The organism is Marinobacter sp. NP-4(2019), assembly GCF_003994855.1.
Lineage (GTDB): Bacteria > Pseudomonadota > Gammaproteobacteria > Pseudomonadales > Oleiphilaceae > Marinobacter.
This window is the reverse complement of sequence record NZ_CP034142.1, coordinates 2,176,877-2,199,082: the sequence shown is the minus strand read 5'-3', so window position 1 is coordinate 2,199,082 and position 22,206 is coordinate 2,176,877. Positions and strand designations below refer to the sequence as shown.

Here is a 22,206-nt window from a genome sequence, read left to right as displayed (position 1 = left end):
GGAAAGCACCCTCGCCCCTCCCGTTAAACCAGTCATTGACTGGGTCCATCAGTTTTCATTTTCCTTCAAGCGTACCTTGACTAAAATTAAAGGAACGGTTTATGAATTCAGCCAACGGGAACGGACTTCCACAATGAAACTACCCATACAGGACCGCGAAGCTGCCGGCCGCGAACTGGCCCGTGCACTCGAAGATTATCGCAACCGTAAACACCTCGTAGTGCTGGCATTGCCCCGGGGCGGCGTCCCCGTAGCTGCTGAAATCGCGCAGCACCTGGATGCAGAGCTGGATCTGATGATTGTCAGGAAACTGGGGATGCCCGGCCAGGAGGAACTCGCCATGGGCGCCATCGCCAGTGGCGGCGCCCGTGTTCTTAACCGCCAAGTGCTCGACTACGCTGGTGTCAGTGATGAGGTGCTCGAGGAGGTGACCGAGCGAGAACGCCTGGAGCTGGCGAGGCGGGAGCGGGCCTACCGCGGCGATCACCCGTGGCCGGACATGAGAGACGCCACCGTCATTCTTGTGGACGATGGCCTCGCCACGGGGGCCACCATGAGTGCAGCCCTGGAGGCACTCAAAGTCCACCGGCCCCGTGAGGTTGTAGTGGCGGTTCCCGTGGCTCCGGCAGACACCATCAGAAACCTCCGAGACAGTGCCGATAAGATCGTTTGTCTGGAGACCCCCGACCATTTCAGCTCCATCGGACAGTGGTACCAGGATTTCAACCAGGTTTCGGACCACGAGGTGCAGCAGCTACTGGGTCATTTCTGGAAGGAGTGAGGTAAGGCTATGGGTACCAACTCACGTTCTGTCGTCCTGGAGCTTTCAGATGCATCCCTGAAAGGGATCCTCGACATTCCCGAGAGCGCCTTTGGAATTGTCGCCTTCGCCCATGGCAGCGGAAGCAGTCGCCTCAGCCCCCGCAACCAGGCTGTCGCAGAATTCCTGAACGGGGTTGGTCTGGGCACTTTGCTGTTCGATCTTCTTACCGCCGATGAGGACAAAGTGGATGCCCGAACCCGGGAGTACCGATTCGATATTCCACTGATCAGCCGGCGTATGAGTGATGCTGTGGTCTGGCTCACGGAACAGCCAGTGACAGCCGGGCTGCCATTGGGCCTGTTCGGTGCCAGCACTGGTGCGGCTGCGGCACTGGTCGCGGCCGCGGAAAACCCGGATCATGTCAGGGCGGTTGTGTCCCGGGGCGGGCGCCCAGACCTCGCCGGCAACGCCCTGCCCCGGGTTCGGGCAGCGACGCTTTTAATTGTCGGCGGCCTGGATACCTCCGTCATTGAGCTCAACCGGGAAGCAGCAGCCAAGTTAAACTGTCATCACCAGGTGAAAATCGTGCCGGGAGCAAGCCACCTGTTCGAGGAGCCCGGCAAACTCGACATCGCCCAGAAGGCAGCCGCGGACTGGTTTACAGATTACTTATCTGGAGCCCGTCCATGAGGCTCGACGACCGAATAGCACTCTTTTGTCTGGACAGCGGCAGCGATTTCGCCTCGAAAGTGGCAGCCCATCTCGGGGTGCCTCTCGGGGCACACGAGGAGCGGGATTTTGAAGACGGCGAGCACAAGATCCGCCCGCTGGAAACGGTTCGTAACCGTGATGTGTTCGTGGTCCAATCGCTCTACAGCGGCGACGGCTCCAGCATCAACGACAAGCTGGTGCGCCTGCTGTTTTTACTGGCCAGCCTCCGGGACAATGGCGCAGCCCGGATCACCGCGATCGTGCCCTACCTGTGTTACTCCCGTAAGGACCGGAGAACCAAGTCCCGTGATCCCGTCACCACCCGTTACATCGCTCAACTCCTCGAGGCTGTGACTATCGACACAATAGTAACAATGGACGTCCATAACCGCGCCGCTTTCGAGAATGCCTTTCGCTGCCCGACCGTGCATTTGAGCGCCAGGGAGGCATTCATCGACTTCCTCCTCCCCGAACTCCGAGACAGGGAAATCACCATAGCGTCCCCGGATGTGGGCGGCATCAAGCGCGCGGAACTGTTCCGCGAGTCATTGGAGAGGCGGCTGGAGCGCCCCGTCGGCAGTGCATTTATGGAGAAGCACCGCAGCCGCGGCGAAGTGAGCGGTTCTGCAGTAGTTGGCGACATCCTCAACCGCACCGTGCTGATCCTGGATGATCTGATCGCAGGGGGAGGCACCATGCAACGGGCCGCGGAAGCGTTCAGGGAAAAGGGCGCAGACGAGGTGATCGCCATCGCCACACACGGTGTTTTCACTCGCGATGCGGAGGACAAGCTGGCTTCGCCGGCCCTCTCCCGGGTGATTCTCGGCAATACGGTTGTTCCGGCACTGCCGTCAAGATTACTGAAGACCAAGGTTGCGCTGGTCGACATCACTGCCGGCATAGCCGACACGATCGCTGCTTTGCATCAAGGAAGAGACGTGACAGATCTGGAGTCCTGAACCCGGATTTTTTCGGAACTGACGCTTCAGCCACCAAAACTATCGCCATAATTAAAGGCTATGGACAGGTAATCCAACGCTTTTTGCCGCCAGGGACCGCGCCTCTCCTGATAATCGTCGTCCAGGTGCCAGATCACGAGCTTGGCCCTTTCTGAGGCTCGGTAAGCTTTGTAGAATGCTATCAGAGAAGCTTCCGGTTCATCTCCGGTGATTCGACCATAGACCTCGAACAGAATCTTACCTACCTTCTGCTCCCCTAGCTTTTCGCACTCCATCGCCAGAAAGGACAATTCATCCACTGGATCCCGGATGCGCAGGTCGCGGCTGAACTCAAGACAGTCGATCACCACGGGTGGTTCTGTCAGGCAGACATGCTCCGGACGCAAATCACCATGGGCCTCCACGAGGCTGCCGGCCGTCGCGCGATTGGCAAAAAGCGCTGACTTTTTTTCGAGCAAGGACATTTGCTGATCAAAGACTGACTTGACCCGATCCTCAGGAAGGGAGTAGTTAACCAACTGGCGGTAGTTATCGCTGATGCCGCCCCGCAACCGCTCCAGGTATTGTTTCCCAGAGAGCTTTACGCTTGCAGCACTGAGATAAAAACGGGCTAGCAAGTCGGCGGCAGCCGCGACTCGCTGGTACTCCACAGCTGCGGATTTAATCTGTGTTTCCAGCATCGCAGCCTCTGGCAGGCGATGCATGACCACCAGCCAATCGACGGGAACCCCCTCCATGCCCAATGCCAGCCCACCGCCTGCCACAGCGCTCAACTGCTCCACACCGATATAGGTATCGCCACCCAATCGGCGGTTAAGGCGAACCTCCTCGATACAGTTGTTATAGCGGCCATCAACGGTCGTGAAATCGAACAGCTGATGGGCCACCGGCTTTTTGAGCTTGTAAACCCGTGGGCCGACCAGAAAGACCCAGGACATGTGGGTTTCGAGTACCTCTACCCTCTCAGCCTCGACCGGATAGGAATCGGCATTTGACAGGAAGGCTACTTTTTCCCCGATTTCGGGTAAATGCGAAGTCTCAGCCACAATTATCCCCGCCGTTTCCCAATAAAGCTCAAGCGTATCACGGTAGAGCTGATCCAGTTCAACACTGCCCCGGTTGCCGGCAGTATGGATCGGAAAATCGTCGTCTACTGCGCGAACTCCGGCTGTGATGCGTTCCCCAAGGCTGCCCAAACAGGGGCAGCCCGGGCGAATCCGGCATCTCTCCGATTAACGGGCCGTGTATCCGCCATCAATCACCAACTCACTGCCCGTGACAAACTTCGACTCATCGGAGGCCAGGTAGACCGTACCCCAGGCAATATCGTCCGGTTCGCCCAGGTGGCCGACGGGATGGAGTTCCGCGGTTACCTGTCTGGCTTTTTCGGGGTCCATGCCGGTGGTTTTAAGGTGGTTCTCAACCATCGGCGTCCAGATGAAGCCGGGATGCACGGAGTTGACCCTGATTTTGTCAGCCGCATACAGCAGGGCGTCCGTCTTCGTCATCAGGCGCACGGCGCCTTTTGAGGCATGGTAAGGCGGAACATCCGGCGCGCTGATAAGCCCGTAGATCGAGGACAGGTTGATAATACTGCCTATACCGGCTTTTTTCATGTGAGGAATGGCGTGCTTGGTGCAAAAGAAAACGCCTTTCACGTTGACGTTCTGCACGATATCCCATTCTTCTTCGCTCAGCTCATGGGTCGGCTTGTTGGGCCCGGAAATACCGGCGTTGTTGACCAGTACCGTCAAGCTGCCAAAGGTGTCCGCGACCTCGTCGAGAACCCGTTTCACTTGCTGCTCGTCGGTCACATCGCAGTGCCAGTAGTTCGCTGTCAGGCCCCGATCCTTCAGTTCCCCAGCCAGCGCCTGGCCCTTATGATCGTCGCGGTCCAGAATGGCGACCCTGGCGCCCTCTTCGGCCATTCGCCTGACCACTGCGGCGCCTATGCCAACAGAACCTCCCGTCACAGCGGCTACTTTGCCATTCAGTCTGTCCATATCAATGCTCCTCCTTTACCAGCCAATACCAAACTCTCGGTTTGAATGTATTATCAGTAAAGTGAAGATTCGCCCGGTTGACTCCGGTCAACAATTGTTCGACTTCCATGGGCAATCAGCGCGTAAGGGCGAAAAGCTCGAGTAAATTACCGCCACTGCTTCGTATACCCACGCCAGATTCCCGACTGACCTCCGCCAATCGATCAGCCAGCCAGTCCACGTCTTCTGCTGTGGGTCTATGCAGTGAAAAACCACTGGTTTCCAGTACCGCCATGTCCAGGCGCTCGAGGTCGCCGCAGTGATCCAGCATGGGAAAATAGATTACCCGCAGGTTCGGGCGAAACGATTCGTATCCGGAAATCCCCTCGTAGTCGTTGATCAGGTCCCCGCAACCGTACAGGATCAGTTTATTGCGATAGACCTCGATACCCTTGGGGTGATGGGACGAGTGACCGAACACCAGATCCACACCAGCTTCATCGATCATTGCATGGGCGAATGTCCGATACTCTTCCGGTACGTCGTAGCCCCAGTTTCCGCCCCAGTGTACGGAGTAAACGACAACATCATTGTCCCGACGCACCAACTGAACGGCCTGCGCGATGCCGTCTACGGTCCGTGAAGAAAGATCCCGGAGTAAATGGACACCGGGGCCCCGGGGAGTCGCTGCCCAGCCGGGGTCGATACCACTGTCAGTGCATCCCCCTGCAAATACCAACACCCGCCTCTGGCCGACAGGCAGGATTGCAGGTGTCATCGCTTCTCTGAGTTCTCTGCCCGCACCTGCGGTCTTGATCCCGGCACTGTGCAGCACTCCCAGCGTTTCCAGTAGCCCGTTGGTTCCCCAATCCAGCACATGATTGTTAGCCAGGGTACAGACATCCAGGTGTGCGGCCTGCAGGCACGTCACGTTGGCCGGATGCATGCGGTAGTTGATGCCCTTGCGCTCGTGGTCGTCACTCGTGGTGACCGCCGTTTCCAGGTTGGCAATGCTGGCGTCGGGCGACATCGCCTGTATCAACGGCAAGGCATCCCCCCAGATGTAATCGGGCTCGACGTTGCGGGGAATCGGCCCATGGCGCTCTTCCGCCAGGGCGATGTAATCCACGGCTGACCACACAACAGATTCAAACAGAATGGGATCGACGGACGTAGGCATAATCTGATCGATGCCCCGTCCGGTCATCACGTCACCGCATAGAAGTAAGCGCATGCGATTCAAAGAACCGGCTGGTTCCGAGTCAAGGTTCAAGTCCATACTCAACCCCTTCTGGATAAGCGGACCCGAATTCGTTGCTGGCATCCAATGCTCATATTTTGAGCATATCAGCTTTTTCTCAATCTGCCCCGGACTGGATTATTCCCAGCTGCTTGTTAACCGCATCGCGGATTTCCCGGTAACGATCAGGATCATTGATTAATGTATCCAGGTTATCCTCAGGAAACATCTCCTTCTTCTTTTTGCTGGCTTCCTCTTTGGAAAAAATAGCCGGTAATAATTGCTCCAGGCAGCGCAACATCACCTCGGGCGATACCGATGCCCCGGGCGATGCCCCCAGCAACGTCCCAAATGATTCATCCAGGGACACGACAATCTCTGTGCCCATTTGCAAATCCCCGTCCTTGATGATTTGCACTCGCTGGCCAGCTTGAATCGGTTTCCAATCGAACTTTTTGCTCAAGCCGGGAGCAAAGCTCTCGAGTTCCTCGAACATGCTCTGTTTGCCCTTGAAAGTCTCTGAAACCAGATACTTAACCAAGGGAAAGTGCTCCAGGGCGACACTCAGCAAGCTGGGAATGTCGTGCGGACGAATTGAACCAAGGTAATCAAGAAAGCCACGACCTTTTTCGAGAAGCGGTTTGAATGACGCAAAAGGACCAAACAACAAGTAGTACTGACCATCCACCAGCCGCAAATCCAGGTGCGGCACGGACATGGGAGGCGCGCCAACTTTCGCTTTGCCATAGGTTTTGGCACTGTAATACTTGGCCTGTTCTTCGCTGATCGGAGCCTGTAAAAACCGCCCGCCGACAGGAAACCCGGTGTATCGGCTACGGAATGGTAAGTGACTTCTTTTCAGGATCGGGAATGCCCCCCCGCCCGCGCCTACAAACAGCACGTCCCCCTTATACTGAACCGCAGATCCGCGGCTTTCAGTTTCGACAAGCCAGCTTCCGGCCGGGCTACGATGTACGCGCTTAACATGAGTGCCGTACTCAATTTTGACGCCAAGATCGTCCACCGCATGCTTAGCCATTTGCTCCGTCAGAGCCCCAAAATTAACATCTGTACCGGTTTCAATGACGGTAGCTGCCATCTTTTCATGACGAGGCCGTTCCTCCATGGTGTAAGGAATCCAGCTTTTTATTTCATCGAAGTCTTCCGAGTAACGCATGTGCTCGAAAAAGTGATGAGCCGACATTTCCTTGAATCTTAATTTCAGATCTTCGATTGAAGGTTCGGAAACAATGGTGCAGTGCTTGGTTTGATGGATAAACGTTTGAGGATCTTTGATGGCGCCCTTCTCAACCAAATACGCCCAAAACTGCTTGGCAACATTGAACTGGGCATGGATCTTCTCGGCTTTTTCAACCGAAATGACCTCTTCATCCACTGGGGTGTAGTTCAGCTCACAGTTCGCTTCATGCCCCGTGCCGGCGTTGTTAAATGCCCATGAGTTTCCAGCCCCGGCGCTGTCCAGCCTTTCCAGAATGGTGATATTCAACTCGGGCGCCAGCTCTTTCGCCAACGTGGCAAAAGTGGTTCCCATGATTCCTGCGCCGATGATAATTACGTTCATAAAGTCTACTCGTCAGTCCCGGTTTTTCTGATACTAGTCAATAAAGTCGTAAGACTCGAACTTACAACTGCCCCTGACAACAGACATTTTCAAGTGAATGGTCTATGTTAGGTTCAGGGCTCCACAAGCCTAAGATCGAGTCGTATTGTACGCAGGGAAGAGATTAATGGTGCAGAACCCGTCCCCGAATGCTGGTCTCAGGCACGATGGCATCATCGTCACCCGGGGTCAGCCCCCATGCGGATGTGTTATCAGCGCCGTTACCAATCACCGCACAGCTTCCGGCGATAAGGGCTCTACAGCCCTGGTCATTACCAACCTCACTTCCCCCGCAACACGTGCCTACTTCCAGAAAACCCCCAAAGCCGCCAGGGCAGACGTCTACCTATTCCCAGACCAGGGTAATGCGGAACACTATATCCAGGTCAGCGGGCGCACAGACCTCGGCAAGAACGGAGCCCTGATTTTAGAGTGTGATAGCGTCGTCAGCGCCGCATCCGTTGAATCGGGACGGGAGGTGTTGAATCGAAAACTACGGGAATCCGGTGTTACGGTTCTCTCCGACCCATCCGCACTCGCTTCCCTGAAGCAACTCTACCAGCAGCACATCTTACGCATGATCAAAAACCTGCTCTCCAGTTTCATGGAGGGGGTTCACGCGAACATTGAGAAACAACTGGAGCAGGCTGCGGAAGTCCGGGAAATTACCCGCCTGAAGGATATGCGTTTTATTTTCGGTACCCGGGAAGCGCAGATAGTTGGTGACTTTTCATTCAAGTTCCAGGCGTATAACGACCTCCTCGACTCCGCCCCCGGGGAAGCTAAAGCGCCCAATCGTCCGGAACTAACGATGCTGCAACAACCGGTATTCGAAGACTGGCTTGAACTGCGGACGGTGGCATCACACATTGCCAGCAAAAATACCCTGTTTGTACTGAGCCAATTGCTCAACCAGCTATCGTCCCGGGATATCAACGATTCTTCGAATCCGGTGTCGCCCCAGTCCCTGTGCCATTGCCTGCAGTTCACCGTGGATCGCCTGGGGATCGCACCGGAACACCGGCACATACTCTACCTTGCCTTTGAGAACAGCCTGCAAGACATCTGGCGACCCGCCATCGAGTCGCTGATCAAGGATCTGTTCCGTGGCGGCCTCCACGCCCTGAACCTGATCAACCTTCCCCCTAGCTGGTCGCAGCAGGACGCGGGGAAAGTTCCTGCGGCAACCACGGAGGTACAGGAACACAGTGGGGAATCGCCTGATGCGATGGGCGAGGAAGCGGAACCTTACGGGGGTTCCCCCGCTGCTTCAGCCAGAGCCAGCAGCCACTCAGTCTTCCGCATGATGAGCCTGCCGCAGGACGCAGCTCACGCTCACAATGAATGGCCAGTCACCAACCCGAGGCTTACCGAACAGCTCAAACCCTGCCGCACAGATCTGATACAACGCCTGAAGCAACCCAGCCCCAGCATGCAGGCGGCAATTCGCAGTCTTGCTGATTCGGACGCATCCCTGGCGGAAACACTGGATGATTCGGCGTGGGGCAAGGTGGATCTGGTGGACCGGCTGTTTGCCCCACTGGAGCAGCAGACAGGACTGACGGAGTCGCTGCGGGAGCAACTTGAACAATTGAGGCTTCCGGTCTTCGAGATGCTGCTGAAGACACCGGACTTCCTGGAACGGGAGAACCATATTACCCGGGAAATCGTGAACGACCTGATGCGCCTGTGCCTCGCCGAGAGAAGCTCCAGCCGGAATCTGGAGCAGATGGTAGCGGCTATTATTGACGAAATGATGCAAGCGGAAGACTCTGACGGGGAGCGATATCTCACCATCGGCGCAAAATTGAAAGAGTTGGTGGAACGCCAGGATCGGTCCTTTCTCCGTAATTCAGAACGCATCGCAAAAACCCTGGAAGGAAAACAGCGACTGAAGCAAGCCCAGTACGATGTGCGCCAGCGCCTGCACGCCATGCTCAGCGGTATCGAGGTGCCGGCCGTGCTCCTGGATCTTCTGGAGAGCGGATGGGAACAGCTCATTGTTCTGGCGTCGCTGAGAGAGGGGGCAGAGAGCCAAACCTGCTCGGAGTTGTTAAAGGTTATTGACCAGATACGACTCTGGCTGGCCCCGGGAGAAATAAGCGATCACCTGGCCTTTGAGCGGGAACTGGAGAGTGATGCGCTGCTGGGCCTGGTGGAACGCGAGTTACGCACCGTGGGCGAAGTCCCCCGGGTTCGGGAGGTGGTTTCCAGCCTTACCGAGCAGTTGCAGCAACACAAGGAGGTTGAAACGATATTTCTGGAATCCTATCCGCCGGGCTACCAGGAAAGCCCGCCGATACCAGAGGGTTCCACCGATGGGCGCTGGGCCCGCCGGGCGCGGAAAATCCAGGTCGGTGACTGGGTGGAAGTCACCCTGGACGACGGCGAAAAACGCCGTATGCGCCTGGTTTGGGGTGGCGAAGAAGTTTTCCGATTTGTCTTCCTCTCCCCCGGGGACTGAGTGAAGTCAGTTATGATTTTTCGGAGTTCGTTGCCAAACTGTCCGCTGGCGATATCTGGTTGGTGGACCGTGGTGACATTCCATTTGTGGACCAGGGCTTGTTTGATATCGTGCAGGATGTCTATCGAAAACTGAACTTCGAAGCCACACACGATACGCTGACCGGTTGCCTGCTCAGGCATGATTTCGAGAAGCACCTGTCACAGACTCTGGGAGAGCTATCCAAGGGAGAAATCTGCGTATTGATTGCGTTTGACATCGATCAGTTCAACGTCATCAATGCCAGTTATGGAACAGAGGCTGGTGATGCCCTGCTCAGGCGTTTTGGAACCATGCTTCAGGAACATTGCGCCGCCCTTCCGGTGGAGGCCCCAATTGGCCGCCTGGGTGGCAATGAGTTTGCCATACTTGCTTCCCCCCTGGCTGTGGAGGACGGCCACGACTTTGCCGAGCGGATTCGCAGATCATTCCAGAAAGAAACCTTTCGGTACGGCGATACGGAGTACACCTCCACCTTGAGCGCCAGCATTTGCCCGGTGGAGGAAAGCGGCAGTTCTGCTGGCGAGCTGCTGAACCAGACCAGTAACTCGTTGAAGTCAGTAAAACGCCTTGGTGGCAACCGAGTCGAAATATACAAAACGGGACAACAGCAGAACACGGACAAAGGCGTTGCCTGGGTTTCCCGGATCGACCGCAGCATTCGCGACGGCAGCCTCTACCTGCGAGCACAGAAAATTGCCGCTCTTGCGAACCAGAGCGATCAGGAAAAAGGAGAACGATACGAACTCCTTCTGGGCCTGACCGATGCTTCCGGCAAGGAAATATCACCACTGGCTTATGTTGAAGCGGCGGAACAGTTCCGGCGCAGCTCCCGCGTTGATCTCTGGGTAGTGGATGAAGTCCTGAACTGGATGACCCAAAACCCGAGTGAATTGGCCAGGATACATACACTCAACGTCAACCTGTCGGGGTCATCACTCAGCGATGATACCTTTCTGTATGAACTCGAACACCGCCTCAAGCGGTATCGTGAGCTGACCCCCAAATTGTGCTTCGAGGTTACTGAAACATCCGCTGTGTCCAGCTTGCACTACGCTGCGGACTTCATGACCGAGATGAAAAAGCTGCGGTGCCGGTTCGCCCTCGACGATTTCGGTACCGGCCTTTCCTCCTATGCCTATCTACAGAGACTGCCGGTAGACTTTGTTAAAATCGACGGCGTGTTCGTCAAGGATATGACAAGCAACCTGACCAATTATGCCCTGGTCCGATCCATAAACGAGCTGAGCCACTTCCTCGGCATACAAACCATCGCCGAATACGTTGAAGACATGGAAACCGTGGATAGCCTGCGCGAAATAAAGGTCGATTTTGCCCAGGGATATGGCATCGCCAAGCCTCGCAGGTTGGACCAGTTGGTCGCTGTCCCGACCGCGTAAGACACTTTCCTGGCACCCAAGCTACCACCCTCGCCCGTTATTCAGACCTCTGCCAACACCCCTCCTCCACCGGCGCTTCTGCACCGGCTTCAAAATATACCCAGGGGGGTATATCCCGGGATTGCCCCTTCTCCGTAACGTTGTATCCCAAGTAAAGACTAAACCGGCCAACCTTCGGGAAAGCCGGGCAAGACACAATGATGTTTCGGGAGTAACAACGTGCCAACAACGTCTCATACCCATTCCTACTACGCGGCGTCAGCGAACGACAAAACCGTACGCCCCACCCTGAAAGGGCATGCAAGGGCTGATGTCTGCGTTATCGGCGCTGGCTTCACCGGCATGTCGACGGCGCTTCATCTCGCTGAAAAGGGGTTCAATGTGGTTGTTCTGGAAGGCAGCCGCATCGGCTTCGGCGCCTCCGGCCGCAATGGCGGCCAGATCGTCAACAGCTACAGCCGCGACATTGACTTCATCGAAAGGAACTATGGCGAGAAAGTCGGTGCCGAAATGGGCCAGATGGCCTTCGAAGGAGGTCGCATCCTGCGGCGCTTCGTCAAGCAGTACGACATCCAGTGTGACCTGAAGGAAGGTGGCATTTTCGCATCCTGCAACAACAAGCAATTCGATGGGCTGGTCGAGAAGAAAAAACTCTGGGAAGCCCACGGCCATGACCAGCTCGAGTTGCTCGACGAGAACGCCATCCGGCAATACGTCGGCAGCGAACGCTACACCGGCGGTCTGATCGACCACAGCGGCGGGCATTTCCATCCGCTCAACCTGGTACTGGGTGAAGCAGCGGCCGTTGAATCCCTGGGCGGCATCATCTACGAGAACTCCCCGGCCCTCCGGATTCGCGAAGGCAACAAACCGGTTGTCCACACTGAGGAAGGCTGCGTTGAGGCCGACTATGTGCTGGTTGCCGGTAACGCCTACCTCAATGGCCTGCTCCCCAAGCTGGAATCCAAGGCCATACCGTGCGGCACGCAGATCATTACCACCGAGCCGCTGGCTGAGAATGTGCGCCAGCGCCTACTGCCCAAAGACAATTGTGTCGAGGACTGCAACTACCTCCTCGACTACTTCCGCCTGTCCGGTGACGGCCGGATGATTTACGGCGGTGGCGTCACCTACGGCGCCCGCGAGCCAGAAAAGGTCGAATCCCTGATCGTACCCAAGATGCTCAAGACCTTCCCGGAGCTCAAGGGGGCGAAGATCGACTACGCCTGGACGGGCAACTTTCTCCTTACGCTGATGCGTCTGCCCCAGTTTGGCCGCATCGACGGGAATATCTACTACGCGCAGGGCTATAGCGGCCATGGCATCACCTGTACCCATCTGGCTGGCAAGGTGATCAGTGACGCTATCCAGGGCCAGGCAGAGCGATTCGATATCTTCGCCGGCCTGCCCCAGTACTCCTTCCCCGGCGGACGGGCCATGCGGATTCCGCTGACTGCCATGGGGGCCTGGTACTACAACCTGCGCGACCAACTCGGCATTTGATTTCTCACTATGCCCCAAATCCCGCGGTGACGGCTCTCACCGCGCTTTCAATCAAAAACAAGAGACGGGTAATATGATGACTGACGACACAATACGTTCCGATAGCGGGATCATGCCAATGAACGATGGCCTGAAGGACCGTCCTGGCGGTGGCCCCCTGTATTCGATATTGGGCTACGGCGCGATACTGGCAGCCTTCGCTTATATGTCGACCTGGCAGGTGGAGGGCGGTTCCTACGGTGTGCTGAGTTTGCTGCCCTCCCTGTTGATCGTCCTGGTCGCCGTTAAAACCAAGCGCCCACTTGAATCCATCTTCGCCGGTATCATCGCCGGTTCCCTCCTGATTGACCCGACCAACCTGTTCACCAGCCTGGGTGACCTGTCCATGAACGTGGTCCAGAACGAGACCATTGCCTGGATTGTACTGGTGTGCGGCATGATGGGTGGCCTGATCAATATGCTGGAGCGCGGTGGCAGTGTGCTGAGTTTTGGCCAAGCGCTGGCCAAGCGCATCAAGACCAAGCGTGGCACCATGCTGACCACCTCCTTCCTGGGCCTGGCGGTCTTTATTGATGATTACTTGAACTCGCTTGCGGTATCCGCGTCCATGAAGACCCTGACGGATCGCTTCAGGATCTCCCGCGAAAAGCTGGCGTTTCTGGTGGACTCCACCGCCGCTCCGGTCTGTATCCTGGTTCCGATTTCCACCTGGGCGGTCTATTTCGGCGCTTTGCTGGAAGAAAACGGCGCCGTCGGTGATGGCCAGGGCATGTCTCTGTACATCGATTCAATTCCCTACATGGCGTACGGCTGGGCCGCGCTGATTGTGGTTTTCCTGGTCGCCATGGGTATCTTGAAGGATTTCGGCCCGATGAAAAAGGCCGAGGAACGTGCCCGCAAAGGCCAGCCGATCCCGGACGGACTAGAGGACCAGGGATTCGACACCAGCAACGTACGCCGTACTTCCACGACAGTGGGGCTGATGAACTTTCTGCTGCCGATGGCGGTCCTGATTATCGCCAGCATCTACTACGAGATCGACCTGCTTCTGGGCGCGCTGGTGGCTTCCATCTTCACCATGATCCTGTATTTCAGCCAGCGGCTGATGACCTTCGGCGAACTGACCGACTCCATGCTGGACGGCTTCAAGGTCATGCTGCATCCAATCGCCGTGGTGTGCGCCGGTTTCATGGTCAAGGCCATCAACGATGAACTGGGCATGACGACCTACATCATCGACACCATCACCCCGTATCTCTCTCCGGAGCTTCTGCCGGCGCTGGTGTTTGCCACCATGGCTGCGGTGGTGTTCTCCACAGGGTCAAGTTGGGGTGTATTTGTGGTATCGCTGCCCATCGTAATCCCGATGGCCCAGGCCATGGATATGTCCATGCCACTGACCGTGGGCGCCCTGCTCTCCGCATCTGCATTTGGTAGCCATGCCTGCTTCTTCAGTGACTCTACCGTGCTGTCATCCACGGGCTCCGGCTGTACACCGATGCAACACGCCCTGACCCAGATCCCCTACGCCACGATAGGCGCGATCCTGGCGTTCGTCTCCTTCCTGGTGATGGGTTACACGATTACCTGAGGTATCACTCGTAATAGCCGGGCCAGGTGCTTACACCTCGCCCGGCTTTTTTGTGCCCGCAAAAGAAGACCGGCGCCAGGCGCCGGTCGATAGGGACGGGACAGGAACCTTACCGGTTCAGCCCTGCTGGAGAAATGAGGCCATCCATCGTGCCACCTGGAGAGAATCCGTGTGGGCGGACTTGTCGTTAAGGCCCTCCAGTGCTTGATCTGCTGCTGCCAGCGGAATCGGATTGTCACGGCGCGACCGTACCAACCGGCTTTCGAAATCCACGTTGAATTCGGGATGAGCCTGCAGGGTCAGTATGCGATTGTCGTATTGGAGTGCGGCAAAGGGGCAGAATGACGAATAGGCGATGACTTCCGCCTGCTTCGGCTTGGTCACCACCTGATCCTGATGCATGGCGCTCAGGGTGAACTGGCCTTGCAGGCCAGCCAGTTCCGGTACGGCCTTTTCCAATTGATAGGTGTGCAGGCCAACGCCCCAGCCTTCCGGGTATTTGTTAACGTCAGCCCCGAAGGCTTCGGCGATAATCTGGTGGCCGAAGCAGATACCGACCATTGGACGCTCGACGCTGTAAATCTCGAGGATCAGATTTTTCAGGCGAACCATCCACGGCGTTTTTTCATAGACGTTGGACTTGGAGCCGGTAATGATCCAGGCGTCGCAGGATTCGGCCGAATCCGGAAAGACATCGTCCCGGACATCGAAGGTCTCATAGTCGAAATCGTAGCCGGCCTGCCCGAACAGGTCTATGAACATGTCCGCGTAGGACCCGTAGGTATCAATCAAATCGTCCGGCGTAATGCCGGTGGCGAGTATGCCGATTTTCAGGCTCATCAGGTACTCCTCGCCTGCGGCTAAACCGCAGGCGTTATCTGTTATCGGTGGAATCAGAGCAGGCCCAGGTAGGCTTCGTACTCGACGTCGGAGATCCGCTCATTCAGGCGTTGGCGTTCCTGGCGCTTGGCTTCGGCGTAGACCCGGACGAACTCTTCGCCCAGGTACTCCCGCAGGATCTCACTCTGATCAAAGCGGTTGGTCGCTTCCTGCCATTCACACGGCAGCGGAAATTCCGGGCTTTCCTCGGTGTAGGCGTCGCCTTCCACCGGTGCGCCCGGCACCAGCTTTTTCTCCATGCCATAGAATGCGCCTGCGAGGACCGATGCCAATACGAGATACGGATTGGCATCAGCGCCAGCGACCCGGTGTTCGATCCGGCGGGCAATGTTGGGGCTTTCCGGCACACGCAGGGCAACCGTCCGGTTTTCGTAGCCCCAGCTGGCGAAGGTCGGTGCATAGGCACCAGGCATAAAACGGCGGTAGGAATTCAGGTGGGGCGCGAAAACCAGCATACTCTCGGGCATCAGCTGCATGAGACCTGCGATGGCCTGTTTTAGAAGATCGCTGCCCTCCTCGGTGCCGTTATCAAAACGTTGTTACCGTCCTGGTCGAGCAGGCTGAAATGTACGTGAAAGCCGTTGCCGCTTTCCTCGGCATAAGGTTTCGCCATGAACGTCGCAGCATAGCCATGGCGTCGTGAAACGCCGCGTACCAGGCGTTTGAACAAGATCGCCTGATCGGCTGCATTCAGTGGATCGGCCACATGATTGAGATTGACCTCAAACTGGCCTGGCCCCATCTCGGCGATAATGGTGTCCGCCCCGATACCCTGGGTCTGACAGGCAGTACGAATATCGGCAAAGAACGCCTCAAACCCATCCATCTCTTCGACGGCGTAGCCTTCGGTGTTGGCCAGCCGGCGCCCCTTTCCGTCGGCCAGTGCCGGTGGGATCGGGCGTTGCGTGCTTTCGGATTCGGCATCCATGAGATAAAACTCGAGCTCCGTCGCCATCACCGGTGTTAATCCCCGCTCGGCAAAGCGGTCCACGATACGCTTGAGAACCTGGCGAGGATCAGCCTCAAAGGGCGTTCCGTCCGGATTGAACATCATTGCCAGCATCTGGTCCCGGGGGGCTTCGGACCACGGCACCGGTGTCGGGTCGTCAGTGACGGGCATGCAGACACCATCACTATCGCCGGTTTCAAACACCAGTCCGTTCTCGAGCACGTCCGCGCCCCAGAAATCAAAGCCGACCACTGAGCGTGGCAATTTAAGACCTTCCTTCCGTGCCTTTTTCAGGCCACTGGACGGCAAACGCTTTCCGCGTAAATTTCCGTTCAGGTCCGTGATGAAGAAGTCCAGGTCGCGGTTCTTGTTAATAGTCATACGCGTCACTCTTGAATGCTTTTTGAAAGTCAGAATGCCACGATATCCCACTGGAGTGAGGGTGTATCTATCACCCGGGGGGTATATCCCCGAAAACACGACATTTCCTATGGTAGGCGTGGACGTTAATCCTGGCACCTACACTTGGATGGAAACTGTCATGCCATACACAACAAACATTCCGAACAGAGAAACGCAAAACGCCGTCCGCGACACCGATGCCCGCCACCACCTGCATCCGTTCACAGACACCCAGGCACTCAACCGCAAGGGCGCACGGGTTATCACCCGAGCTGAGGGAGTCCATGTCTGGGATTCGGACGGCAATCAACTGATCGACGGTATGGCAGGCCTTTGGTGCGTGAACCTGGGCTACGGACGACAGGAATTGATCAATGCCGCTCACGAGCAGATGCAGGTACTGCCCTACTACAACACATTTTTCCAGAGCACCCATTCACCTGCCACCCGCCTCGCCCAGGCCATTGCCGACATCTCGCCGGGCGATCTTAACCGGATCTTTTTCGCCAATTCCGGCTCAGAGGCGATCGACACGATCATCCGAATGGTACGCCATTACTGGACACTCAAAGGCAAGCCCTACCGCAAGCTGCTGATCGCTCGGGAGAACGCCTATCATGGCAGCACCCTTGGCGGCGCCAGCCTGGGCGGCATGCCCCATATGCACGGCCAGTGCGCCCCGCTGCTGCCGGGTATCCACCGCATCCGGCAGCCCTATTGGTATGGCGAGGCCAATGGTCTTTCCGAAGATGAATTCGGTCTGATCCGCGCCCGCGAGCTGGAAGAAACACTACTGGAAGTTGGCCCCGATAACGTTGCTGCATTTATCGGCGAGCCCATCCAGGGCGCCGGCGGCGTGATCGTCCCACCACGCACTTACTGGCCTGAAATTCAGCGTATCTGCCGCAAGTATGACGTGCTGCTGGTGGCGGATGAGGTGATCTGTGGTTTCGGCCGGACCGGACAATGGTTTGGCAGCCAGACATTCGACTTCCAGCCGGACATCATGTCGATGGCCAAGGGCCTCTCCTCCGGATACATGCCCATCTCCGCCGTAGCGGTTGGTGACCGGATCGCTGACACCCTGATCGAGTCGGGCGACGACTTCAGTCACGGATTCACCTATTCCGGTCATCCCGTGGCGGCGGCCGTCGCCCTGGAGAATATCCGGTTGCTGAAGGAGGAAAGGATTGTCGAATCGGTTGCCTCCGACATTGGTCCCTATTTCCAGGCCCGTCTGCGGGATACCCTCGGCGAACATCCCCTTTGCGGCCATATCGAGGGAACCGGCCTGATTGCGGGCCTTGCCCTGGTGAAGGATCGCAAAACCCGCACCTTCTTCGACGAAGACGTTGGCACCCTGTGCCGGGACCAGTGCACCGCCAGTGGGCTGATTGCACGGGCCTGTGGCAACCGGATGGTGCTCTCACCGCCACTGATTATTAGCCGTGCGGAAGTGGATGAGATGGTGAACCGCCTGCGTGTCGCGCTGGATCGCACCTATGCCCGGGTGGGCGGCATTCCTGCGGCATAATCCTTGCGGTGGATCGAACTGGCTTCGGTCCACCAATTGGCTTAGCCTTAAAAAGAAAGACAACAAAGGCCGTGTGATGAAAGATCGCGTGAATCAGATACAAGCGAGCGAGAGCTGGCAGAAGAACCTGGCAGTCCTCATTGAGCATCAGCGCCTGCGCAGCTTTCCGGCCATGCTGGAGGCTTTCCTGTCGACGTTGTGTTTCTTCGATACGATCCTTCTACTGACCTACAAGAAGTCCCTGCGCCCCATACTGGTCCATCCCTCCGATCCCGAGGAGCAAAGCGACACCCTGCGCCAGTATCTGAACCACTCCTATGTCCTGGACCCGCTGTTTCATGCCATCAAGAACGGATCATCCTCCGGCATTGTGCGTCTGGCAGAGATCATGCCGGACTCTTTCAGGAGCACAGAGTATTACCAGACCTGTTACCAGAACTTTGGCCTGGTAGACGAGGTCAATCTGCTGATCCGCCTCGATGACAAAGTGACCTGTGCCATCACACTCGGGCGCAAGGCGCCGCTGGAGAGTATTCCCCGAACCGAGTTAAATGCACTGCAGGAATTTTACCCGGTAATCAGCGCACTGGTGCGCCAGTTCTGGCAGGCTCAAGCCGGTGAATTCCTGCAATACGGTCGCTCCGATGGGCCCATGAAGCGTGCCCTTCGCACCTTTGCCAGCGGCGTGCTCACCCAGCGCGAGCGGGAAATCACCGACCTGATCCTGCGTGGTTTCTCGTCCCAAGCAATTGCCGATCATCTGAAGATCAGCGTGGGGACCGTGAAGGTGCACCGCAAGAACATCCACATGCGGCTGAACACTTCCACTCAAGCAGAAATCTTCACGCAGTTCATCAACCACCTCACCCAGCTGGAAGAGAATCCCTCTGCCAGTGACCGGTGATCAGAGGCTGATCCAGACGGTTTTAAGGTCCGTGTATTTCTCAAGCGCATGCAGGGATTTGTCCCGGCCATAACCGGAGGCCTTCACTCCGCCGAACGGCATCGTGCTGTCACCGCCGCCCCAGCCGTTAACCCAGACCATACCGCTGTGAATTTTCCGGCTGACACGATGGGCCCGGGACAGATTACCCGTCCAGACAGAGGCGCCCAGGCCATAACGGTTGTCATTTGCCAGATGAATGCCCTCTGCTTCGTCACTGAATTCGCCCACGGCCAGCACCGGCCCGAAAATCTCCTCCTGCACGAATCGCATACCGTTGTGTGTATCGCCAATGATGGTGGGTTCCACAAAGTAGCCCTGTCCCGGTACGGCTTCAGGGACACCGCCGGTCAACACCCGGCCGCCTTCGTCAATTGCCAACTGGATATAGCGGGCAACGGTCTCCAGCTGGGTCTTGTCGACGAGCGCACCCATGCGGGTTTCCGGGTTGAGAGGATCCTGCGGTTGGTAGGCTTTCGCCGCCTCCAGCAAGGCTTCCGTAAACCGCTCCCGGATGGACGACTGGACATAGAGCCGCGAACAGGCGATACAGACTTCGCCCTGGTTGGAGAATATCGCTGCGGCCGCCGTGGACGCCGCCTTCTCGATATCCTCGCAATCCTCAAACACCAGCATCGGAGACTTGCCTCCCGCCTCAATCCACACCCGCTTGAGGTTGGATTGACCGGCGTATTCCATCAACAGTCCACCAACGCGGCTAGAGCCGGTGAAGGCGAGCACATTGACGTCATCATGCAGCGCCAGCGCCTTGCCGGCAGTGTGGCCGAAACCTGGCAGCACGTTGAACACGCCATCGGGAATCCCCGCCTCTTTCGCAAGCTCCGCCAGTCGCAGCACGCTCAGCGCACTTTTCTCGGAAGGCTTGAGAATGACCGAGTTGCCCGCCGCCAATGCCGGGGCGATCTTCCAGGTGGCCATCATCAGCGGATAGTTCCAGGGGGTGATCGCCGCTACGACGCCCGCAGGCTCATGGCTGATCAGTCCGAGGGTGTCGTTGCCGGTCGGCGCAATCTCGCCATAGAGCTTGTCGATAGACTCGGCCGTCCAACGCAGACAGTCGATGGAATCCGGCACGTCAATGTTGACCATCTCACTGATCGGCTTGCCCATGTCCAGGCTGTCCAACACAGCCAACTCGTCACCGTGTTTCTCAACCAGGTCGGCCAGGCGCAAGAGAATGCGCTTACGGTCGCCCGGGGCCAGATCCGACCATACGCCGGAAACAAACGCTTCGCGGGCGGCGGACACGGCTAGGTCGACATCGGCCGCATCGCAGCTGGCGATATCTGTGAGCTTCTCTTCGGTCGCCGGGTTGAGGGCCGGGAAGGTCTCTCCGGACACCGCACCCTGGAACTGTCCGGCGATGAAGGCCTGCCCGTGCAAGCTAACCGACTCGCTCAGGGCTTTCCATTCCGCACTGTTTTTCATGGTCTTCTCCCGACATTGAATGACTTTGCAGACAAGCCTATCCGAGCATGCCTCCAGCACTCCATATACCCCAATAGGTATAATGACGTCGTATGACAAACTTAATGCTGCGATGATCCGTTAGTCCGGAATTCCGGACACAGGGTCCTGAATAACGGACAAAAACAGGACAAACCGCCAGAAACCGTCCTTATATTCGGACACCTGATGTAGAGAAGCAGAAACAAATACTCCCACAAGAAAACCAAAGTCTTTGTGAAACAGTACGTTGGCTAACTGGCACGCTTTCTGTATTGACACCACAAATAACCATAAAAACTGCCTGGAAAACACATCGTTAGAAATTCTGTTTTTCAACGTTGCCCGGATAATAATAAGGAACAGCTATGCGTTTTCTCCTCCTGGCTCTCGTGCTGGTCAGCCCCCTGTGTTTGGCTAAAACCGTTGTCGTCATCCAGAGCTATCACATTGAATACAAATGGGATGCGGATTACATCGCCGCCGTTCAATCTGTGCTTGGGGGATAGTCACGATATCCACGTTTTCGAACTGGATACAAAACGCCTGGCAAAACCCGAATGGCCAAAGAAGGTAGCGGATATCCAGAAGGCCATCGCAGACATCGAACCTGATGTTGCCATCCTCGGTGATGACAATGCCTTCTCCCTGATGGCAGACCACCTGGTGGAAAGGGAGATTCCGGTTGTCTTCCTTGGTGTAAATGGCGGCACAGGCGCCCACGAACGTTACGACGCAGTGGTGCTCGGTACCCACCATACGATCCGGGATCAGGACGGCGAATACGTCACACCACAGGAACTGTTGGAAGAAGCCTTCCATAAGGCGCAGCTGCCTCTGTTCTCGTTCTGGGACATTTTTGTCGGTGAGAAACAGAGCATCGGCGGGTTCACCATTTCCGCCCATCAGGAAGGTCTGACTGCTGCCGCCTGGCGTCGCTGATTCTCAAGGACGTCAAGCCCGACCGTATCCCCCACCTGAAATCCCTCAGCGGCCACTACGTCTACAGCGAGAGTGGTCTGAAACACTGGAACCTAGAGTTGTCACCGCTGATTGCCAGCAAGGCCAACTTTGTTGACTGAAGTATCAGGCATTTTCAAAGGGGATGTACTGTGACTGTCAGACTATTGAAATCCGTTGAGCGCCGGCTCGGTGTCAGTGGAAAGTTGTTGATTGCTCCGGTTTTTATCCTGCTGCTGTTTGCCCTGGTGACGTTTTACAGCGTCCGGGAATTCCAAAGCCTGGATGAACGCATGGGGACTGTCGCCACGGACCTGGCACCCGAGACGGCTGTGGCAACCAATGTCCTTATTAATCTCTACCAGTTGAGATTGTGGGTGTTCGATTACTACGCTACCGGCAATGACGACATCCTGTCCCGGTTTGAGGAGCTTGAAGCCGAGTTTTTCAGCGAGCTGGAAACCGCCCGGAACAACATTCAGGCGGCGGAACGGGTAGCACTGATTGAACAGGTCGAGCAGGCGACTTCGAAATTCGTCAGTGTGTTCAAAGAAGATCTGGTTCCCGCCAAACAGGAGGTGCGGCGGGTTGTCGTCGAGGAACTCGATGAATACGGCCCAGCCGCTTCGGAGGCTTTGCGGAGGGCGATCGACGGCATTACCAACCGGGAGCCCGACAGCCCGCTTCGGGTCTCCCTGGAACAATTAATCCACGAGAAGCGGAATCGGAAACCGATAACGCTCTGCGCCTGACGCTTGCCGCCTTCGCAACGTCGGTC

The 22,206-nt window shown here is 56.8% G+C and carries 17 protein-coding genes and 1 pseudogene; 11 read left to right on the top strand and 7 right to left on the bottom strand.

Going from position 1 to position 22,206, the window contains the following annotated elements; all coding sequences use genetic code 11:
- Window positions 1-133: 133 nt before the first annotated feature.
- Genes EHN06_RS21480 through EHN06_RS10060 form a run of 3 tightly spaced genes read left to right on the top strand, consistent with a single transcriptional unit; the run spans window position 134 to window position 2,433 of the window.
- Entirely contained in the window at window positions 134-781 is a 648-nt protein-coding gene (locus EHN06_RS21480) for a phosphoribosyltransferase (protein ID WP_127332460.1), read from the top strand.
- A 9-nt stretch (window positions 782-790) separates the two neighbouring features.
- The gene (locus EHN06_RS21475; protein WP_127332459.1) at window positions 791-1,453 is read left to right on the top strand and encodes a dienelactone hydrolase family protein; all 663 of its coding nucleotides are present in this window, start codon (window positions 791-793) and stop codon (window positions 1,451-1,453) included.
- Window positions 1,450-2,433, top strand: coding sequence for a ribose-phosphate diphosphokinase (locus tag EHN06_RS10060; RefSeq protein WP_127332458.1), 984 nt, complete (start codon window positions 1,450-1,452; stop codon window positions 2,431-2,433). The genes EHN06_RS21475 and EHN06_RS10060 overlap by 4 nt, the downstream gene beginning before the upstream one ends.
- A gap of 26 nt (window positions 2,434-2,459) precedes the next feature.
- Here the strand turns inward: EHN06_RS10060 and EHN06_RS10055 are convergent, their stop codons facing one another.
- The 4 genes from EHN06_RS10055 to EHN06_RS10035 all read right to left on the bottom strand — a co-directional run bounded on the left by EHN06_RS10055 (window position 2,460) and on the right by EHN06_RS10035 (window position 7,237).
- A complete protein-coding gene (locus EHN06_RS10055; protein WP_127332457.1) occupies window positions 2,460-3,479 on the bottom strand; it encodes a phosphotransferase in 1,020 nt (339 codons plus the stop codon).
- A 186-nt stretch (window positions 3,480-3,665) separates the two neighbouring features.
- Entirely contained in the window at window positions 3,666-4,436 is a 771-nt protein-coding gene (locus EHN06_RS10045; RefSeq protein WP_127332456.1) for an SDR family NAD(P)-dependent oxidoreductase, read from the bottom strand.
- Between the two features lie 115 nt (window positions 4,437-4,551).
- Window positions 4,552-5,694, bottom strand: coding sequence for a CapA family protein (locus EHN06_RS10040; protein ID WP_164735597.1), 1,143 nt, complete (start codon window positions 5,692-5,694; stop codon window positions 4,552-4,554).
- 79 nt (window positions 5,695-5,773) lie between these two features.
- Window positions 5,774-7,237 carry a malate:quinone oxidoreductase gene (locus EHN06_RS10035; protein ID WP_127332454.1) on the bottom strand — a complete coding sequence of 488 codons (1,464 nt, stop codon included), beginning with the start codon at window positions 7,235-7,237 and terminating at the stop codon, window positions 5,774-5,776.
- A gap of 166 nt (window positions 7,238-7,403) precedes the next feature.
- On the opposite strand from EHN06_RS10035, the gene EHN06_RS21470 reads away from it, so the two are divergent.
- From EHN06_RS21470 to EHN06_RS10020, 4 genes are all read left to right on the top strand, one after another.
- Complete coding sequence (locus tag EHN06_RS21470) at window positions 7,404-9,740, top strand: DUF1631 family protein (RefSeq protein WP_228257453.1); 2,337 nt, start codon at window positions 7,404-7,406, stop codon at window positions 9,738-9,740.
- Window positions 9,741-9,838: 98 nt separating this feature from the next.
- Window positions 9,839-11,179 (top strand): EAL domain-containing protein, encoded by a 1,341-nt coding sequence (locus EHN06_RS21465; protein ID WP_228257452.1) that lies wholly within the window; start codon window positions 9,839-9,841, stop codon window positions 11,177-11,179.
- A gap of 219 nt (window positions 11,180-11,398) precedes the next feature.
- Window positions 11,399-12,682 (top strand): NAD(P)/FAD-dependent oxidoreductase, encoded by a 1,284-nt coding sequence (locus tag EHN06_RS10025; RefSeq protein WP_127332453.1) that lies wholly within the window; start codon window positions 11,399-11,401, stop codon window positions 12,680-12,682.
- Window positions 12,683-12,755: 73 nt separating this feature from the next.
- Window positions 12,756-14,273 carry a Na+/H+ antiporter NhaC family protein gene (locus EHN06_RS10020; protein ID WP_127332452.1) on the top strand — a complete coding sequence of 506 codons (1,518 nt, stop codon included), beginning with the start codon at window positions 12,756-12,758 and terminating at the stop codon, window positions 14,271-14,273.
- A gap of 117 nt (window positions 14,274-14,390) precedes the next feature.
- Here the strand turns inward: EHN06_RS10020 and EHN06_RS10015 are convergent, their stop codons facing one another.
- Complete coding sequence (locus EHN06_RS10015; RefSeq protein ID WP_127332451.1) at window positions 14,391-15,113, bottom strand: glutamine amidotransferase-related protein; 723 nt, start codon at window positions 15,111-15,113, stop codon at window positions 14,391-14,393.
- Window positions 15,114-15,166: 53 nt separating this feature from the next.
- Window positions 15,167-16,224 (bottom strand): annotated as a pseudogene (locus EHN06_RS21460) (glutamine synthetase family protein).
- Between the two features lie 439 nt (window positions 16,225-16,663).
- Here EHN06_RS21460 and EHN06_RS10005 point away from each other — a divergent pair.
- Together EHN06_RS10005 and EHN06_RS10000 are read left to right on the top strand one after the other, a co-directional pair.
- Complete coding sequence (locus EHN06_RS10005) at window positions 16,664-18,058, top strand: aspartate aminotransferase family protein (protein WP_127332450.1); 1,395 nt, start codon at window positions 16,664-16,666, stop codon at window positions 18,056-18,058.
- A gap of 88 nt (window positions 18,059-18,146) precedes the next feature.
- The gene (locus EHN06_RS10000) at window positions 18,147-18,962 is read left to right on the top strand and encodes a response regulator transcription factor (protein ID WP_228257451.1); all 816 of its coding nucleotides are present in this window, start codon (window positions 18,147-18,149) and stop codon (window positions 18,960-18,962) included.
- Here EHN06_RS10000 and EHN06_RS09995 read toward each other — a convergent pair whose 3' ends face one another.
- Complete coding sequence (locus tag EHN06_RS09995) at window positions 18,963-20,450, bottom strand: aldehyde dehydrogenase (RefSeq protein ID WP_127332448.1); 1,488 nt, start codon at window positions 20,448-20,450, stop codon at window positions 18,963-18,965.
- Window positions 20,451-20,918: 468 nt separating this feature from the next.
- Between EHN06_RS09995 and EHN06_RS09990 the strand changes: the two genes are divergently transcribed.
- Both EHN06_RS09990 and EHN06_RS21455 read left to right on the top strand, forming a co-directional pair.
- Entirely contained in the window at window positions 20,919-21,410 is a 492-nt protein-coding gene (locus EHN06_RS09990) for a hypothetical protein (protein WP_228257450.1), read from the top strand.
- A 170-nt stretch (window positions 21,411-21,580) separates the two neighbouring features.
- On the top strand, window positions 21,581-22,180 hold the full coding sequence (locus tag EHN06_RS21455) for a hypothetical protein (protein ID WP_228257449.1): 600 nt from the start codon (window positions 21,581-21,583) through the stop codon (window positions 22,178-22,180).
- Window positions 22,181-22,206 lie beyond the last annotated feature (26 nt).

What these genes read in the sequence shown, in the direction of transcription:
- EHN06_RS21475 (WP_127332459.1), top strand. Translation starts at nt 791, where the DNA reads ATGGGTACCAACTCACGTTCTGTCGTCCTGGAGCTTTCAGATGCATCC.
- EHN06_RS21480 (WP_127332460.1), top strand. Translation starts at nt 134, where the DNA reads ATGAAACTACCCATACAGGACCGCGAAGCTGCCGGCCGCGAACTGGCC.
- EHN06_RS09995 (WP_127332448.1), bottom strand. Translation starts at nt 20,450, where the DNA reads ATGAAAAACAGTGCGGAATGGAAAGCCCTGAGCGAGTCGGTTAGCTTG.
- EHN06_RS10060 (WP_127332458.1), top strand. Translation starts at nt 1,450, where the DNA reads ATGAGGCTCGACGACCGAATAGCACTCTTTTGTCTGGACAGCGGCAGC.
- EHN06_RS10005 (WP_127332450.1), top strand. Translation starts at nt 16,664, where the DNA reads ATGCCATACACAACAAACATTCCGAACAGAGAAACGCAAAACGCCGTC.
- EHN06_RS10045 (WP_127332456.1), bottom strand. Translation starts at nt 4,436, where the DNA reads ATGGACAGACTGAATGGCAAAGTAGCCGCTGTGACGGGAGGTTCTGTT.
- EHN06_RS10015 (WP_127332451.1), bottom strand. Translation starts at nt 15,113, where the DNA reads ATGAGCCTGAAAATCGGCATACTCGCCACCGGCATTACGCCGGACGAT.
- EHN06_RS10040 (WP_164735597.1), bottom strand. Translation starts at nt 5,694, where the DNA reads ATGGACTTGAACCTTGACTCGGAACCAGCCGGTTCTTTGAATCGCATG.
- EHN06_RS10035 (WP_127332454.1), bottom strand. Translation starts at nt 7,237, where the DNA reads ATGAACGTAATTATCATCGGCGCAGGAATCATGGGAACCACTTTTGCC.
- EHN06_RS10020 (WP_127332452.1), top strand. Translation starts at nt 12,756, where the DNA reads ATGATGACTGACGACACAATACGTTCCGATAGCGGGATCATGCCAATG.
- EHN06_RS21470 (WP_228257453.1), top strand. Translation starts at nt 7,404, where the DNA reads ATGGTGCAGAACCCGTCCCCGAATGCTGGTCTCAGGCACGATGGCATC.